This is a genomic window from Actinomadura sp. NPDC000929, assembly GCF_040492065.1.
GTDB lineage: Bacteria > Actinomycetota > Actinomycetes > Streptosporangiales > Streptosporangiaceae > Spirillospora > Spirillospora verrucosospora.
Map to the genome: position 1 here is coordinate 17,062 of NZ_JBEUPA010000096.1, position 16,396 is coordinate 33,457.

The window sequence follows — 16,396 nt, forward strand, 5'->3', positions numbered from 1 at the left end:
CTCGGGACCGTCGACGGCGTCAGCGGCTCCCGGCGAGCGAACCAGGCTGGTCGCTAGTAGTCGTACTTCCACTCGGCGCAGTTCTCCATGGTTCCCTGCACGCACTTGTTGATCATCAATCCTGGATGGGTGTACTCGTTCAGCGTGCTGAAGACCAGGAAGAACAGACCGGACGCGAAGAACAGCGTGATGACGACGGTCGCGACGCGGCCCCCGAGGTCACGAACGGCGCCGATGAGAAGGATCGTGGCGATGCCGGCGAGTGCGTAGACCAGGCCGAAGGAGTTGTTCTCGATCCACGCGATGTGCCCGAGACGCCCGGTGATGGGCTCTGACGCGGGCGCGCCCCCCACCAGATTGAACCGGACGATGGCGGCGGCGTTGCCCAGCAGGTTGAGGCCGGCGGCCAGGACCAGCAGATACACCGGAGAGAAGGTTCCGCGCGTGGTCGCCGTGAACCGGTAGAGCTCGGTCTCCCCTCGCTTCGCGCCCGTCGGCTCCTGCAACGTGTCGCCGTGCACCCAGAGGTAGAGGGCGGCGGCACCGAGCAGGACGCCGAACCAGAACAGTGGTCCGCCGAACACCATGTTGATCTCGGGCTTGGCGGTGAACGGGCCGGTGGTGATGGCGTCCCAGCTCAGAGAGGTCAGGATGAGGGAGCCGACGCCGAACGTCAGCGCCCACCCCCTGGCCCACAGCCGGTCGCCGCGTCGTGCCAGGAAGAGGAACACGGCCAGCGCGATGAGGGATGCTCCCGCCGCCTCGCCCATGATCGTGTTGTGCATGATCATCGGTTCGGCGGCCTCTGGCTGCGCCATCACATGCCTGCTCAATGAGTCCAAGGTGTGTCCCTTTCCAATGATTCGGTTTTGGGCGCGCGGAACGCGGTTCCTCGCATGATGAGTTCCTTGCCGGGAAGCGAGCAGCGGTCACCCGGCGGTGTGAAAGCGCTCCGTTTCGGCGGGTGTCCGCAGCCGTCGGTTTCCGCCTACCCGGAGTGGCGGCTCGACCACAGCGGCGCCTGGTATCGGTCGCCGGAGGGTCGGTCCTTTTTGGGAATGGCCGGTTATGGGAGGCGGCCGTCCCGTGAGCCTTGAGGCCCGGTCATGAGACCACGGACTTCAGGAATGGGAGGTGACGCCTTACTGGACGCGACGTAACGTCCAGCGGATGGTGGAGACCGACTGGTCAGAGCCGATGCAGGTCGCGTTCGGACGTCTCCCCGGCGCAGCAGAGACCCATTGCCATGGCAGGGTGGGACTGGGTGCGGGGGTCGGCAATCGTAGACAGGCAGTCGTCATGCTTCTCGATCAGGTAGGGAACGGGATCTCCTTCTGGAGAGGCCCGCGTGTCCTTTCTTCCCGTCCGTTCGAGATTGGAGGTTTCGCGTAGCTGGCGAGTGTACTGGGCAGGGTGATCAGGGGCAATGCTCACACCTATGGATCTCACCCGGAAAAGGAAGAATCTTTCGCCGGCGCGACGCAGTCATCCTGAATGCGCCAGGGACTGCGTGGGGCCGGTGCCGACCGCTCGGCACCGGCCCCTCGGTCCTGCCCGCCGCCCGGCGGCGACGACCCGGCGGCTACGACCAGGCGAGCATGCGGATCGGGTCTTCGAGCATGTCCCCGACGTCGCGCAGGACGCGGGAGCCCAGTTCGCCGTCCACGATGCGGTGGTCGAACGAGAGCGCCAGCGTGGTCACCTTGCGGATCGCCAGCTCGCCCTCGTGCACCCACGGCATGTCCCGGACCTGGCCGAACGCCAGGATCGCGGCCTCGCCCGGGGTGAGGATCGGGGTGCCGGCGTCCACCCCGAACACGCCGACGTTCGTGATCGTGATCGTCCCGCCGGACAGGTCGGCGGGGGACGCCTTGCCCGCGCGGGCCTTCGCCGCCAGCTCGTTCAGGGCGCGTGCGAGGCCCGGCAGGTCGAGCTCGTGCGCGTCCTTGATCTTGGGGACGATGAGGCCGCGCTCGGTGGCCGCCGCGATCCCCAGGTTCACGTAGCGCTTGACGACGATCTCCGCGCCGTCCGGGCCGTCCGCCCACGCGGAGTTCACCATCGGGTTGCGCGCCACGGCCGTGAGCAGCGCGCGCGCCACCAGCAGCAGCGGCGACACCTTCACGTCCGCGAACTCGGGCAGCTCGCGGAGCCGCTTGACGGTCTCCATCGTCCGCGTCACGTCCACCTGGAGGAACTCGGTGACGTGCGGGGCGGTGAAGGCCGAACCGGACACCGCAGCCGCGGTCGCCTTGCGGACGCCCTTGACGGGGATCCGCTCCTCGCGCGGGCCCGCCTGGGCGGGCGCGGCGGGAGCCTCGGCGCCTGACCGCGCGGCGAGGACGTCCTCGCGCGTGATCGATCCCTGCGGGCCCGACCCCGTGATGGACGTGAGGTCCACCCCGAGATCTTTGGCCATCTTGCGGACGGGCGGCTTGGCCAGCGGCAGCCCGTTCCCCGAGGGGCTCGGACGGGGCGCCGGCGGCGCCGGCGGCGCCTCCGGGGCGGGCGCGGGCACCGGGGCGACCGGGGCCGCGGACGCCGCGCCGTTGGCGGACCTGCGGGGACGGCGCCTGGTCGTCCCCTCCTTCACGCCGTAGCCGACGAGGACGGGCGTGCGCTTCGGCGGCTCCTGCGGCGACACCATGCCGGGCTCGTTGACGGTCGGGACGCCCTCCTCGCGGAGCGCGGCCGCCTGCGCCGGGGGCTCGGACACCGGCGTCGCCACGCCGCCCTCGCCGCCGGGGTCCACCGCGATGATCGGGACCCCGACGTCCACCGTCTGCCCCTCGGTGACCATGAGCTCGGTCACCACGCCCTCGAACGGGCAGGGCAGCTCCACGATCGCCTTCGCCGTCTCGATCTCGACGATGGTCTGGTTTACCTCGACGGTGTCGCCGGGCTGCACGTGCCACTTGACGATCTCGGCCTCGGTCAGGCCCTCGCCCACGTCGGGCAGCTTGAACAGTTTGGGCTGGCTCACCGGCGTCACCACGCGAAGGTCCGGTCGACCGCGTCCAGGATGCGGTCGAGGTCGGGCAGGTAATGGTCCTCGATGCGGGACGGCGGGTACGGGGTGGAGAACCCGCCGACGCGCAGCACCGGCGACTCCAGCCGGTAGAAGCACTTCTCGGTGATCCGGGCGGCCAGCTCGGCGCCGTACCCGTTGAACACGGGCGCCTCGTGGACGACGACGCAGCGTCCCGTCCGGTTCACCGAGTCGGTCACCGTGCCGATGTCGAGCGGGTTCAGCGAGCGCAGGTCGATGACCTCCAGCTCCCGCCCCTCCTCGGCGGCGGCCCCGGCCGCCTCCAGGCACGTCTTCACCGCCGGCCCGTAGGCGAGCAGCGTCGCGTGCTCGCCCGGCCGCACGACCGCGGCCCGGTGCAGCGGCGTCCAGTCGGCGGGGTCGGCGTCGGTGTCGACCTCCGCCTTGTCCCAGTAGCGGCGCTTGGGCTCGAAGAAGACCACGGGGTCGGGGGAGGCGATCGACTGCTGGATCATCGAGTAGGCGTCCAGCGGGTTCGAGCACGCCACCACGCGCAGCCCGGCGGTGTGCGTGAAGTACGCCTCGGGCGACTCGGAGTGGTGCTCGACCGCGCCGATGCCGCCGCCGCACGGGATCCGGACGACGACCGGCAGCTCCAGCGCGCCGAGCGAGCGCATCCGCATCTTCGCCAGCTGCGTGATGATCTGGTCGGCGGCGGGGAACACGAACCCGTCGAACTGGATCTCCACCACGGGCCGGTATCCGCGCAGCGCCAGCCCGATCGCCGTCCCGACGATGCCGGACTCGGCGAGCGGGGTGTCGATGACCCGCTCCTCGCCGAAGTCCTTCTGCAGGCCGTCGGTGATGCGGAAGACGCCGCCGAGCTTGCCGACGTCCTCGCCCATGACCAGGACCTTGGGGTCGTTCTCCATGGCCTTGCGCAGGCCCACGTTGAGGGCCTTGCCGAGGGTCAGGGTGCTCACTTCGCCTCCTCCTCGAACGACGCCAGGTAGGCGGCGAACTGCTCCTGCTCCTCGGTCATCAGCGGATGCTCTTCCCCGTACACGTGGTCGAACATCGACAGGGGCTCCGGGTCGGGAAGCGCCAGGCACGCCTCACGCAGCTCCCTGGTGATCTGCTTGGCCTCGTCCTCCACCTTCTGGAAGAACCCCGCGTCGGCCATGTCGCCGCGCACCAGGTACGCCTTGACGCGCTCGATCGGGTCCTTGAGCTTCCACGCCTCTTCCTCGGTCTTCAGCCGGTAGCGCGTGGGGTCGTCGGTCGTGGTGTGGGCGCCCATCCGGTAGGTGTACGCCTCGACGAGCGTGGGGCCCTGGCCGGTTCTGGCGTTCTCCAGGGCCTTCCTGGTGACGGCCAGACAGGCGAACACGTCGTTGCCGTCCACGCGGATGCCCGGGAAGCCGAAACCCTGCGCGCGCTTGTAGAGAGGGATCCTGGACTGCCGTTCGAGGGGCTCGGAGATGGCCCACTGGTTGTTCTGGCAGAAGAACACGATCGGCGCGTTGAAGACCGAGGCGAACACGAAGGACTCGTTCACGTCGCCTTGGGACGTCGCTCCGTCCCCGAAGTAGGCGATCGTGGCGCCGGCGGACGGGGTGCCGAGCACGCCGTCCCTCTGGACGCCCATCGCGTACCCGGTCGCGTGCAGCGTCTGGCTGCCGATCACGACGGTGTACAGGTGGAAGCCGTGCTCCTTCGGGTCCCACCCGCCGTGGTTGATGCCCCGGAACATGCCGAGCAGCTTCAGCGGCTCCACGTCCCGGCACCAGGCGACGCCGTGCTCCCGGTACGTCGGGAACACCATGTCGTTGGCGGACGCCGCCCGCCCGGAGCCGATCTGCGCCGCCTCCTGCCCGAGCAGCGACGCCCAGAGGCCGAGCTCGCCCTGCCGGGTGAGGGCCACGGCCTCCTGGTCGATCCGCCGCACGATCACGAGGTCGCGGTACAGGCCGCGCACGTCCTCGGGGCCGAGGTCCAGCGGGTAGTCCGGGTGCTCGATCCGCTCGCCCTCGGGGGTGAGCAGCTGGACGAGTTCGGGCTCGGCGGCCTTCGGGGTGTCGGGCGCGCCGCGCACGGAGTCGATCGTCATCGATGACACTCCTCGTTCGGGGCCGTCGCGCGGGGTCGCCGCGCGGTCGGCCGATGTCGACGGCCCGCCCCCGGTAAGGGACAAAAGCCGCAACACCATCGTGGCAGACATCACACCCTGCGATGCAAGCCCCCGCCACCGCGATGCGCGTCCCGCCACCGGAGGTCCTACCCCCGGCCCTACCCCGCGACCCGGGCGTGACGCACGTTACGTCCGCTGCCCCCCATGTCCGGATCGCCCGGCTCGCTACTCCCGGGAGAGGGCCCGCGTGGCGCCCGCGGCGACCGTCAGGCCGAGGAGCAGGCCCCCCGCGACGATGAAGTTCGCGATCCACTGGTAGACGCCCTTGGGCGCGAACTCCATCTCCTGGCCGAGGCTGCCGATCGGCAGGAGGAGGTCGAGCGTGTAGAAGAACGCGTTGAAGTGCGGCTTGTGGCCGTCGTCCAGGACGTCCGGCCGGTGGACCGAGAAGACGATCGTCCCGAAGGCGAGCAGGCCGATCAGCCAGCTCGCGGCGCGGAACGGGCGGTAGCCGTAGCCGACCAGCACGTCCTGGAACCAACCGACGATCTTGCGGGGGAGGCCCTGCGTCCGGCGCCGGTCCCGGGCCTTGGCGAGCAGGACGGAGCGGCCGTCGGCGTCCAGGCCGAGGGAGCGGTAGGTCTGCGCGAGCCGCTCGTAGGGTTGGGGGGCGTAGCCGTCGGTGTCGCGGCGCAGCCACGCCAGCCGCTCGCGGGCGGTGAGCGGCGGTTCGAGGGTCTCGTACTGGAGGCCGTCGAGCTGGAGGCGCTCCGGCCAGGACGCGGCGTCGTCGCGCAGCAGGTTGACGCGCGCGTAGGACAGGTCCGCGGTCCCCTTGATCGGCTCGGCGGTGCGCATCAGCAGCTCCTCGGCCTGGAGGCGCTGCAGGCCGAGCGCGGTCCCCTCGTCGTGGAGCAGGCGCGCGTCGCGCAGGCTGAGCTGCCCGGTGACGCGGGCCCCGGAGAAGCTGACGGCGCCGACGGCGGTGAACCCGTCCGAGCAGTAGACGTCGGTCTCGACGGCCAGGTCGTCGGCGTTCAGGGCGGTCCGCTTGGGGGCGGCCAGACGGGCGCCGACGAACGACAGGTAGCCGCCGACGCGGGCGCCGCGCAGCCGGACCTCGCCCTCGGCGCTGAACCCGCCGTCGCAGAACACGTTCGCGGCCACGTCCAGGCGGCTGGCGTACAGGGCCGCGCCGGACGGGTTGTACAGCCGCGCGCCCCGGAAGATCAGCTGGCCGCCGACGCGGGCCCCCGGCAGCCGGACCTCGCCGTTGGCGGCGAACCCCTGGTCGCAGTAGACGTTCGCCTCGACCGAGAGGCGGTCGGCGAGCATCGCGTCCCCGCCCGGGTTGGACAGGTGCACGCCCGACAGGTTGAGGATGCCGGTGATGTTCGCCCCGTCCAGCCACAGGCCGCCGTTGACGCGGCTGCCCTCCAGCCACAGGTGGCCGTCCACCCGCGTGCCGGAGGCGATCAGGCCGGGCAGCCGGCAGCGCATCAGGTGGACGCTGTTCATGCTCGCCCAGTACAGGTGGGGCGCCTCGTCGAAGTCGCATCCGGTGAGCGCCAGCGGGACCCGGACCTCCGCGTGCCCGAGGTTCAGCGCGCCGGTGATGCGGGCGCCGCCGAGCCGCACCGCGGCGACCTGGCCGGGCTCGGCCTCCACCGCGCCCACGAGCAGCGCGACGAGGACCTCTGCCCTGACCATCCGGTCACGTCCCCACCGGTCGGAGCGCGTGATGTCGTCCATCGCCTGGTCGCCGACCGACAGGTCGACGGATTCCCCCTTGGGGAACGCCTCCCAGAGGCGGCGCTCCACGGGGGTGAGGTCCTCGATGTTCATCGGCTGGCTCCGGGGGTGCTGATGGCTCGTGATGGGCCATGGTGCCGTACGCTTCAGGATCGTAAGCAAAAGCGCAGATCAGTGAGGGGGCGACCGTGGCGCGTGTCGTCGTGGACGTCATGCTCAAGCCGGAGATCCTCGACCCGCAGGGGCAGGCGATCGCCCGCAAGCTGCCGCAGATGGGGTTCGACGGGGTCGTGGCCGTCCGGCAGGGCAAGCGGTTCGAGGTGGAGCTGGAGGGGGACGCCGACGAGGCGGCCCTGGAGAAGGTCGGCAAGATCGCCGAGACGCTGCTGGCGAACCCGGTCATCGAGAACTACGAGGTTCACGTTCTGTAACCGTCCGGGCGCGTGGCCGGGACCGGCCCGCCGCCCGAACCGGCGGGCGAACGCCGCCGGTTTCCGGTCGTGACATGGCCCGTTCCAATCCGCGGGCCCGCGACTGTGGCGATTACGGAAGTTTCCTCCGGGGAAGTGTTAGCTGCGTTGAGTCGTCGAGCACGCTCCGGGACCGGGGGCACGGTCGGGACGCCCGGAGCATGACACGAGGTGTCCGGGTGGATATGAGGTTCTCGCTCGCGCTGCCGCGCGACGCGATGAGCATCCCGGTGGTCCGCCGGGTGACGGGCGAGGCCCTGCGCGGCCTCGGCGTCGCCGAGGACTGCGTCGACGACCTCCTGGTCGCGATCTCCGAGGCGTGCACGAACGTCATCGAGCACGCCCGCGCGAACGGCGACTACGAGGTGACGGGCCACGTGCACGACGGCACCTGCCTGCTCAAGATCATGGACTGGGGCCGCGGGCTGCGGTCCGCCCCGCCCGAGCCCGGGCCGCTGAGCGAGTCGGGGCGCGGCATCGGGCTCATGCGCGCGCTGGTGGACGACCTGAACATCGACTCCGCGCCCGACCGCGGCACCGTCGTTCACCTGCGAAAGCGGCTGACCTGGAGGGACGGGGCGCTGGTCCGGCGCCTCGACCGCAACCTCATTCCCAACGCCGGGTAGATTGGGACCTGCGCGCGGGGGAATGCGACGCGCATCGGGGTTGATCGGCGGAGGAGATCCCGATCGTCTCGGCCGCACCTCATTTCGGAGGAACAGAACAGATGGACGCTGCCCGGGTTGGGATCATCACCTTCCCAGGTTCCCTTGACGACAAGGACGCCGCACGCGCGGTGCGGCTGGCCGGCGCGGAGCCGGTCGCCCTCTGGCACGGCGACCACGACCTGCAGGGGGTCGACGCCGTCGTCCTGCCCGGCGGGTTCTCCTACGGGGACTACCTGAGGGCCGGGGCGATCGCCCGGTTCGCGCCGCTGATGTCCGAGGTCGTGGCCGCCGCGGGCGCCGGCCTGCCGGTCCTCGGGATCTGCAACGGGTTCCAGGTGCTGTGCGAGTCGCACCTGCTGCCCGGCGCGCTGCTCCCGAACGCGGGGCTGCACTTCGTCTGCCGCGACCAGCGGCTGCGCGTCGAGAACGCCGACACCGCGTGGACCTCCGAGTACCAGGAGGGCCAGGAACTGGTGATCCCGGTGAAGAACCGGGACGGCCGCTACACCGCCGACCGGGAGACGCTGCTCGAACTGGCCGACTCCGGCCGCATCGTCGCCCGCTACCTCGACCTGAACCCGAACGGCTCCCAGGACGACATCGCCGGGATCTGCAACGAGGCCGGCAACGTGGTCGGGCTCATGCCCCATCCCGAGCACGCCGTCGAGTCGCTGACCGGGCCGTCCACCGACGGGCTCGGCTTCTTCACCTCGATCGTCAAGAGACTGGTCAACGCATGAGTGAGCAACGGCCCCACGCTTCCGGAAGGGCTAGGCGGGACGAGGACGAGCCCTCGATGGAGTGGCTCGGCGAGCTCAAGTCCGACGCGGACGACCCGGAGCTCCAGCCCGTCAACCCCGCTGTGACGCAGGGCTTCAAGGCCATCCTCGAAGAGGAGCAGCCCCCTGCCCTGCCCGGCTCCGAGGACCCGGCCGCCGAACCGGCCCCCGGGCCCTTCACCGGGCCCATCCCGGTGCTGAACGACGAACCCGTCCCGGGCCCTGCGCCGTCCCAAGGCGTGCCCGACCAGGAGTTCGCGCGGGCCCTCGAAGAGGAGCGCTCCAGCGGCGACCCCACGTCCACCGTCGCGGACCCGTCGCTCACCGTGCCCGACCTGAGCGCCTTCGCCGCGCCGCCGCCCGCCCGCGGTACGGGCAGCGGCCCGCAGCGCGTGGCCGGTTCCGGCACGGGCCCGCAGCCAGCGGTCGGCCACGGCACGGGCCAGCAGCCCGCCGTGGGCACCGGCACCGGCCCGCAGCCCGCGGTAGGCCAGGGCACCGCCCCGCAGCCCGCGGTCGGCTCGGGCACGGGCCCGCAGCCCGCCGTCGGGCGGGGCACGGGCCCGCAGCCTCTCATCGACCTGAACACGGGCCCGCTGGCTCAAGGCCCGGGCACCGGCCCGCTTCCCCCGGTGGGCCCGGGCACGGGCCCTCAGCCCGCCGTGGGCACCGGTACGGGCCCCCAGCCCGCCGTCGGGCGCGGCACGGGCCCGCAGCCGACCGTCCGCCCGGGAACCGGCCCGCTGCCCGCCATCGGGCAGGGCACGGGCCCCCAGCCTCCGGTCGGCCTCGGCACAGGCCCCCTGCCCGCCGTCCGCCCGGGGACGGGCCCGCTGCCCCGGATCAGTCCGGGAACGGGTCCGCTGCCCGCGGTCGGCTCCGGCACGGGTCCGCAGCCCGCCGTGGGGCGCGGCACCGGCCCGCAGCCTGCGGTCGGCTCCGGCACGGGCCCCCTGCCCGCCGTCGGGCGGGGAACGGGCCCGCAGCCTGCCATCGGACGCAGCACCGGCCCGCAGCCCGCGATCGAGGCGCCCGCGCGCTACGACCACGGCACCGACACGGTCGCCGTCGCCGCCGCGTCGCCCGAGCGCCCGCAGCCGTACGCCGAGCTGGGGATGAACGAGGAGGAGTACCAGCGCGTCCGCAACATCCTGGGACGCCGGCCCACCTCGGCCGAGCTGGCGATCTACTCCGTCATGTGGAGCGAGCACTGCTCCTACAAGAGCTCCAAGGTGCACCTGCGCCAGTTCGGCGACAAGGCCCCCAAGACCGACAAGCTCCTCGTCGGCATGGGAGAGAACGCCGGTGTCGTGGACATCGGCCAGGGCTGGGCCGTCACCTTCAAGGTGGAGTCGCACAACCACCCGTCCTACGTCGAGCCGTACCAGGGCGCCGCGACCGGCGTCGGCGGGATCGTCCGCGACATCATGTCGATGGGGGCGCGCCCCATCGCCGTCATGGACTCCCTGCGCTTCGGCCCGGCCGACGCCGCCGACACCCAGCGCGTCCTGCCCGGCGTCGTCGCCGGCGTGGGCGGTTACGGCAACTCCCTCGGCCTGCCCAACATCGGCGGCGAGACGGTCTTCGACGCCTGCTACGAGCAGAACCCGCTCGTGAACGCCCTGTGCGTCGGCGTGATGAAGCACGAGGACATCAAGCGCGCGGTGGCCCCCGGCCCCGGCAACCAGGTGATCCTGTTCGGCGCCCTGACCGGCCCGGACGGCATCGGCGGCGCGTCCGTCCTCGCATCGGCCACCTTCGACGAGGAGTCGCACCAGAAGCGGCCGTCGGTCCAGGTGGGCGACCCGTTCATGGAGAAGCTGCTCATCGAGTGCTGCCTGGAGCTGTTCCGCGAGGACCTCGTGGTCGGCATCCAGGACCTCGGCGCCGCCGGCGTGTCGTGCGCCACGACGGAGCTGGCCGCGGCCGGCACCGGCGGCATGCACGTCGACCTCGACGCCGTCCCGCTCCGCGACGAGACGCTCCGCCCTGAGGAGATCCTCATGAGCGAGTCGCAGGAGCGCATGATGGCGGTGGTGGAGCCCGCCAAGGTCGAGCGCTTCATGGAGATCTGCGCGCGCTGGGAGATCCCGGCCACCGTGATCGGGACGGTCACCGACACCCGCCGGCTGGTCATGACGTGGCGGGGCGAGACGATCGTCGACATCCCGCCGGTCACGGCCGCCGACGAGGGCCCCGTCTACAACCGCCCGCTGGCGCCCCCGCACGACCTCGGCGCCCTGCAGTCCGACACCCCGGGCCGGCTCACCCGCCCGTCCAACGGCGACGAGCTGCGCCGGACCGTCCTCTGGCTGGCCGGTTCCCCGAACCTCGCCGGCAAGACGTGGGTGACGTCCCAGTACGACCGGTACGTCCTCGGTAACACCGTCATGGCGATGCCCGAGAACGCCGGCGTCGTCCGCATCGACGACGAGTCGGGCCTCGGCATCGCGCTGTCCCTGGACGGCAACGGCCGCTACACCCGGCTCGACCCGTACGCGGGCGCGCAGCTCGCGCTGTCCGAGGCGTTCCGCAACGTCGCCGCGACCGGCGCGCGGCCCCTGGCCGTCACCAACTGCCTGAACTTCGGCTCCCCGGAGGACCCGGGCGTCATGTGGCAGTTCGCGCAGGCGGTCACGGGCCTGGCGGACGGCTGCCAGTACCTCGGCATCCCGGTCACGGGCGGCAACGTCAGCTTCTACAACCAGACGGGCAACGCCCCGATCAACCCGACCCCGGTCATCGGCGTCCTCGGCGTCCACGACGACGTGCGCCGCCGGGTGAACATGTCGCTGGCCACCGACGGTGCCACGATCGCCCTCCTCGGCGAGACCCGCGAGGAGTTCGGCGGCTCGGAATGGGCGCACGTCGTCTACGGGCACCTGGGCGGCCTGCCGCCGCTGGTCGACCTGAAGGCCGAGGCGGCCCTGGCGTCCGTCATGGTCGCGGCCGTCCGGGACGGCCTGGTCAACGCCGTGCACGACCTCTCCGACGGCGGCCTCTCGCAGACGCTGGTGGAGTCGTGCCTGCGCGGCGGCCTCGGCGCCCGCATCACCTTGCACGGCGACCCGTTCGTCGCGCTGTTCAGCGAGTCGGTGGCCCGCGCCATGGTCGTCGTCCGCCCGGGCGCCGAGTCGCGTCTCGCGGCCCTGTGCGAGTCGGCGGGCGTCCCGGTCAGCCAGATCGGCGTGGCGGGCGGCGACGCCCTGCACGTGACGTCCCGCGGCCCCGAAGGCGACCAGGAGCTGTTCAGCATCGGCCTCTCGGAACTCCGCGAGGCCCACGAACGCATGCTCCCCACCTACGCCGACTGACCCGAGCAGTGAAGGGCGCCCCCGAACCGGGGGCGCCCTTCCCATGCCACCCGCTATCCCGGGCGGCGAACGACCGCTTGAGCGACGATGACACGCTGCCCGTTGAACGTCACCGACGGCGACCCGTGCAGCTCGTACCCCAGCTCAAGCGCCTCACTGACCCGCCGGCAGAACGTCTCGTCATCCGGCCCGGTCAAAACCCGATACCGCGGAAGCTCCCCTTTTTCACCCATCCCCCGACCCTAGACCGGCGCCGCAATCGCGCGTCAGAGGCGAAGCCATGTGGAGAGAGCTGATCGAGCGGCTGTACGACGATGCGGAGTTCGCCGCGCCCGCCACCGACGCGGCCATCGATGACATCGAGCAACGGCTGGGGCAGAGAGTCCCGGACGAACTGCGAGAGGTGCTCCGAGAGACCGACGGGGTCCTGGGCGACTACGGCTCCGGACTGGTGTGGCCGGTGCACGAGATCATCGACCAGAACACGGAGTTTCGCCAGAACACCGATATCGCCGATCTCTACAAGCCATTCGACCAGTTCATGTTCGTGGGAGACAACGGCGGCGGGGACCAGTTCGCGTATGTCCTGCCGACTGGAGAACGCCCCGGCGGCGTCTTCGTCTGGGATCACGAAACCGACGAACGCATCCGAGTCGCCGACTCGCTGAAGGCCTACCTGGAGTCGCGGGCGGCCGCGGACGGCGACGACTGGTACAAGTAACGGTCCGCCCGAGGCGCGCCCGCATTACCTGCATGCCACGCCCCAAGGCTCTTGCCTCGGCCTTTGGCGACGGCGGCCGACCGGCGGAGGGAGGGTGGGGTCACGGGATTCTGTCACTCCGAGACATATCTGGGAGTGGGTCCATACCCACCCTCCCTGAGCCGCGGGCCCTGATGGGCACTCAGACCGGTCTCCAGCAAAGGCAGCGTACTGAAACGCTACGACGATTCCACGAGCCGCCAGCCTGGAGGCGCATCTGATGCCGTCGAGCTGCGATTGGGTGCGCAAGGCGATCGATGACACCTGGGGAACGATTCCGGGCACGAGTGCCCTGGATGTGCCCTCTCGGAGCTGCGGTCCTGGTCGGGGGTGGGTGCGGTTAGAAGACCGAGATGTGGACGTGGTCGTAGTGGTTGGCGGTTACGCCGCCTCGGTTCTCCATGGCGCGCCAGCCGGGGCTGCGGAGGTCGTAGATGCGTTGGCGCCAGATGATGTACTTGATGCCCAGGGCGCTCGCGTGGGCGATGGCGTAGGCGGCGGTGCGGTCGCCCAGGGACTGGGCGCTGCCGGAGGCCATGACGCCGCCCGTGGTCACCATGAAGTCGCAGGCGTGGCCGGTGCCGTGGTCCTGCGGGTCGCCGGTCTGCCGGACGCAGCCGATCGTGGGGAAGGGGCCCATCTCCAGGTCGAGGGTGTTCTTCACCTTGAGCATGCGCGGGGTGACGCCGCCCATGCCGACGCTCGGGGACTCGGGCTTGTACTTCTTGACCAGGGACTGGATCTGCGACTTGCGCCGCCTCAGGTCCTTGATCTCCTTGTTCAGCTCCGTCATCTTCTGCTGGGCCGCCTTGCGGGCCGCGAGCTGGTCGTTGACGAGCTTCTGGATCTGGGCGACCTTGCCCGCCTTGTTCTGGGCGAGATGGCTGACCAGGGTGGCGTTGCTCAGCAGGTCGGAGGGGTCGGCGTCGGCCAGGAAGGTGACGGTGGGGTCCTCGCCGTTCGTCATGTACTGGGACGCGGCGAGCTGGGCGACGACGCCGCGGGCCTCCTGGAGGTCGCGCTGGAGGTCGTTGGACTTGTCCAGCGCCTTCTTCGCGGCGTACTCGGCGTCCTTCAGCTTGGCGAGGTCGCCGCCGTACTCCTTGTCGAGCTGCTCGATCTGGCGGTTCAGCCTCGCGAACTTGCCGCTGTCGCCCGGGTCGAGGGGAAGGGACGCCGGCGCGGCCGCGGACGGCGTGGCGGAGGCGACCAGGGGAACCGCGGCGGCGAGGGCCACGAGAGCCGCGGCGGCGCGTCGCCGGCCACGGCGGCGGTCTGCGTGCCGACGGGTGGAGGCGGGGGTCTCCACGTGTTCTCCTCTCGTCATGGCCGAAGGTCAATGAACGTTAAAGAGCCGTCTGCCTCGCCAAGGGTAGACCCCTGCGGTGGTGGGACGAGGCCAAGGCGCGAGATGCCCGGCTCCCTTGCTGGGAGCCGGGCCATCCTACGTGACGGGACTCACAGCTTGCCCTTCCACAGGAGCCTGTTGGGCTGCGAACGCAGTCCCTTGAGGGTGTGGGTGGAGTTGTCGTTCAGCACCTTCTGCACCGTCGGGAACGTGGCCTTCGGGTGGGTGGACAGGTAGAGGGCGGCGACACCGCTGACGTAGGGGGCGGCCATGGAGGTGCCGCTGAGCGCCTTGCTGCGGTTGCCGGGCCAGGTGGAGTAGATGCCGTAGCCGGGGGCGTTGATGTCGACGCACTTGCCCCAGTTGGAGAACGAGGCGCGCGTGTCGGTCTTGGTGGTCGCGCCGACCGCCATGACCCAGCCCGCGCCGGCCGGGGAGACCTTGCACGCGTCGGCGTTCTCGTTGCCGGCGGAGACGGAGGTGAACACCCCGGACTTGGACAGGTTCGTCACGGCGGTGTTCACCGCGGTGGACTTGGGTCCGCCGAGGGACATGTTCGCCACGGCCGGCTTGACGGCGTGGGTGCGCAGCCAGTTGGCGGCGTCGACGATGTCCGACATCGAGCCCTCGCCCTTGCAGTCGAGGACGCGGACGGCCCGCAGCTTCACGGACTTGGCGGCGCCGTAGGTCTTGGAGCCGATGATGCCCGCGACGTGGGTGCCGTGGCCGTTGCAGTCGCGTCCGTCGCCGTTGAACCGGCTCGCCGCCCAGGCGATCGAGGCGCGGCCGCCGAACTCCGCGTGCCTGACGTCGATGCCGGTGTCGACGACGTAGGCGTTCACGCCCTTGCCGGACGACTTGTAGGTGTAGGTCTTGGACAGCTTCGCCGACCGCTGGTCGATGCGGTCGAGCCCCCAGGGCAGCGGTGCGCGCTGCGTCGTGGTGGCCTTGACGATCTGGTCCTGCTCGATCGCGGCGACGCGGTCGTCGCGGCGCAGCTTGTCCAGCTGGTCGGCGTTCAGCCGCGCGGCGAAGCCGTTGAGGACGCCGTCGAAGCGCCGGACGCCCGTCGCCTTGACCTTCTTGGCGGCGGCGTCGGTGGACGCTCCGGACTTCAGCGTGACGATGTAGCGGCCGGGGACCGGGGTGCCTTCCGCCGCCGTCACCTTCACCAGGGACGACGCGTCGTCGGCGAGCACCGGGAACGCCGCGGCGGCGCCGAGGCACGCCGCGACCGAGCCGACGAGCAGCAGCCTTCGGTGGACAGCCCGCATACCCCTCCTTCTGCCGGGGAGCGCGCGGAGGCGGTCCCGCCCATGATCGATGTTTTCGATCGAGGGGAAACCCTAGCGGAACTGTCCTGATATGAGTCGACAAATTGGACGTATTGCCAAAGGTGGCAGAAGGAGGTCAGGCCCGGCTGAGCCGTCCGCCGTAGCCGAGGTTCGTTCCCGGCTTCGTCCACGTGTACTGGAGCGTCCCGTCCGGCTGCCGGGTGACCTGGACGACCCCGGACGTGCACGGCTTGCCGATCTCCAGGTTCATCCTGAGCGCGCTCTCGGTGCCCCGCGCGAGCCGGAGGGTGCCGTTGCAGTTCTCCCGCGGGTACAGGGCGCGCCCCGTCGTCCCGCCGGTCTCGAACGTGATCTGCACCGGGAAGGACGCGTTGCGGCCCGTGTTGACCACCGTCCCCTTCCACGTCCCCGCGAAGGAGGCCGGGATCGTGGTCACCGGGCGGTTGTCGGACGTGTTGGTGCTGTCGGGCGGCGACCCGTCGTCGTCGGCCTTCAGCTGGGGCCACAGCACCAGGGCGATGATGGCGATGCCGACGCTGACGCCGATGACCAGCGACAGCGCCAGGCCGAGGACGTGGTTGCCGGGCCGCCGCATCTTCGCGAGGGCCGCGAAGGGCGAGGAGCGGACCGGGGAGCGGTGCCCGCCGCCGCCCTCGCGGCCGTGGCCCAGCCCCGGGACGAGGGGGTTCGGCGCGGTGGGGTCCGGCGGGGCGGGCATGTCGACGGAGTCGAAAGTGGTGGTCCGGTCGGCGTCGAAGATGGCGGTCCGGTCGCCGCCGACGGCGTCGAACCGCGCGGTCTGATCGGCCTGCTCCGGCTGGTCGTCGAGCTTGCCGCGGTGCTCCAGCCCGCGCGTCCAGGCGAAGATCGACGCGATCGGGTGGGTCGAC

Annotated in this window: 13 protein-coding genes and 1 pseudogene; 5 read left to right on the forward strand and 9 right to left on the reverse strand. The window is 71.1% G+C overall.

Annotated elements, in window-relative coordinates; all coding sequences use genetic code 11:
- Positions 1-53 precede the first annotated feature (53 nt).
- From ABWI04_RS27940 to ABWI04_RS27960, 5 genes are all read right to left on the reverse strand, one after another.
- A complete protein-coding gene (locus ABWI04_RS27940) occupies positions 54-818 on the reverse strand; it encodes a DUF981 family protein (protein WP_353834307.1) in 765 nt (254 codons plus the stop codon).
- 764 nt (positions 819-1,582) lie between these two features.
- Positions 1,583-2,983 carry a dihydrolipoamide acetyltransferase family protein gene (locus ABWI04_RS27945; protein ID WP_353834308.1) on the reverse strand — a complete coding sequence of 467 codons (1,401 nt, stop codon included), beginning with the start codon at positions 2,981-2,983 and terminating at the stop codon, positions 1,583-1,585.
- Between the two features lie 5 nt (positions 2,984-2,988).
- Positions 2,989-3,972 (reverse strand): alpha-ketoacid dehydrogenase subunit beta, encoded by a 984-nt coding sequence (locus tag ABWI04_RS27950; RefSeq protein ID WP_345171116.1) that lies wholly within the window; start codon positions 3,970-3,972, stop codon positions 2,989-2,991.
- Complete coding sequence (pdhA, locus tag ABWI04_RS27955; protein WP_345171114.1) at positions 3,969-5,099, reverse strand: pyruvate dehydrogenase (acetyl-transferring) E1 component subunit alpha; 1,131 nt, start codon at positions 5,097-5,099, stop codon at positions 3,969-3,971. Before pdhA ends, ABWI04_RS27950 begins: the two co-directional genes overlap by 4 nt.
- 246 nt (positions 5,100-5,345) lie before the next feature.
- On the reverse strand, positions 5,346-6,965 hold the full coding sequence (locus tag ABWI04_RS27960; protein WP_353834309.1) for a hypothetical protein: 1,620 nt from the start codon (positions 6,963-6,965) through the stop codon (positions 5,346-5,348).
- Between the two features lie 95 nt (positions 6,966-7,060).
- Between ABWI04_RS27960 and purS the strand changes: the two genes are divergently transcribed.
- The 4 genes from purS (at position 7,061) to purL (ending at position 12,103) form a co-directional block, all read left to right on the forward strand.
- A complete protein-coding gene (gene purS, locus ABWI04_RS27965) occupies positions 7,061-7,303 on the forward strand; it encodes a phosphoribosylformylglycinamidine synthase subunit PurS (protein ID WP_089315160.1) in 243 nt (80 codons plus the stop codon).
- 224 nt (positions 7,304-7,527) lie between these two features.
- The gene (locus tag ABWI04_RS27970; protein WP_345171822.1) at positions 7,528-7,968 is read left to right on the forward strand and encodes an ATP-binding protein; all 441 of its coding nucleotides are present in this window, start codon (positions 7,528-7,530) and stop codon (positions 7,966-7,968) included.
- Between the two features lie 101 nt (positions 7,969-8,069).
- Entirely contained in the window at positions 8,070-8,750 is a 681-nt protein-coding gene (gene purQ, locus ABWI04_RS27975) for a phosphoribosylformylglycinamidine synthase subunit PurQ (protein ID WP_345171110.1), read from the forward strand.
- Between the two features lie 1,061 nt (positions 8,751-9,811).
- Complete coding sequence (purL, locus tag ABWI04_RS27980) at positions 9,812-12,103, forward strand: phosphoribosylformylglycinamidine synthase subunit PurL (protein ID WP_353834313.1); 2,292 nt, start codon at positions 9,812-9,814, stop codon at positions 12,101-12,103.
- A gap of 53 nt (positions 12,104-12,156) precedes the next feature.
- On the opposite strand, the gene ABWI04_RS27985 is transcribed toward purL, so the two are convergent.
- Positions 12,157-12,336, reverse strand: a complete 180-nt coding sequence (locus ABWI04_RS27985) for a DUF1737 domain-containing protein (RefSeq protein WP_345171108.1) — start codon at positions 12,334-12,336, stop codon at positions 12,157-12,159.
- A gap of 47 nt (positions 12,337-12,383) precedes the next feature.
- Here ABWI04_RS27985 and ABWI04_RS27990 point away from each other — a divergent pair, with 47 nt between their 5' ends.
- The gene (locus ABWI04_RS27990; RefSeq protein WP_353834311.1) at positions 12,384-12,824 is read left to right on the forward strand and encodes an SMI1/KNR4 family protein; all 441 of its coding nucleotides are present in this window, start codon (positions 12,384-12,386) and stop codon (positions 12,822-12,824) included.
- A gap of 379 nt (positions 12,825-13,203) precedes the next feature.
- On the opposite strand, the gene ABWI04_RS27995 is transcribed toward ABWI04_RS27990, so the two are convergent.
- The 3 genes and pseudogenes from ABWI04_RS27995 to ABWI04_RS28005 all read right to left on the reverse strand — a co-directional run.
- Positions 13,204-14,172: a coiled-coil domain-containing protein gene (locus ABWI04_RS27995; protein ID WP_345171104.1), complete on the reverse strand. Its 969-nt coding sequence runs from the start codon at positions 14,170-14,172 to the stop codon at positions 13,204-13,206.
- A gap of 149 nt (positions 14,173-14,321) precedes the next feature.
- On the reverse strand, positions 14,322-15,485 hold the full coding sequence (locus ABWI04_RS28000) for a S8 family peptidase (protein ID WP_353834312.1): 1,164 nt from the start codon (positions 15,483-15,485) through the stop codon (positions 14,322-14,324).
- A gap of 136 nt (positions 15,486-15,621) precedes the next feature.
- Positions 15,622-16,396 (reverse strand): annotated as a pseudogene (locus ABWI04_RS28005) (hypothetical protein); the annotation flags it as partial.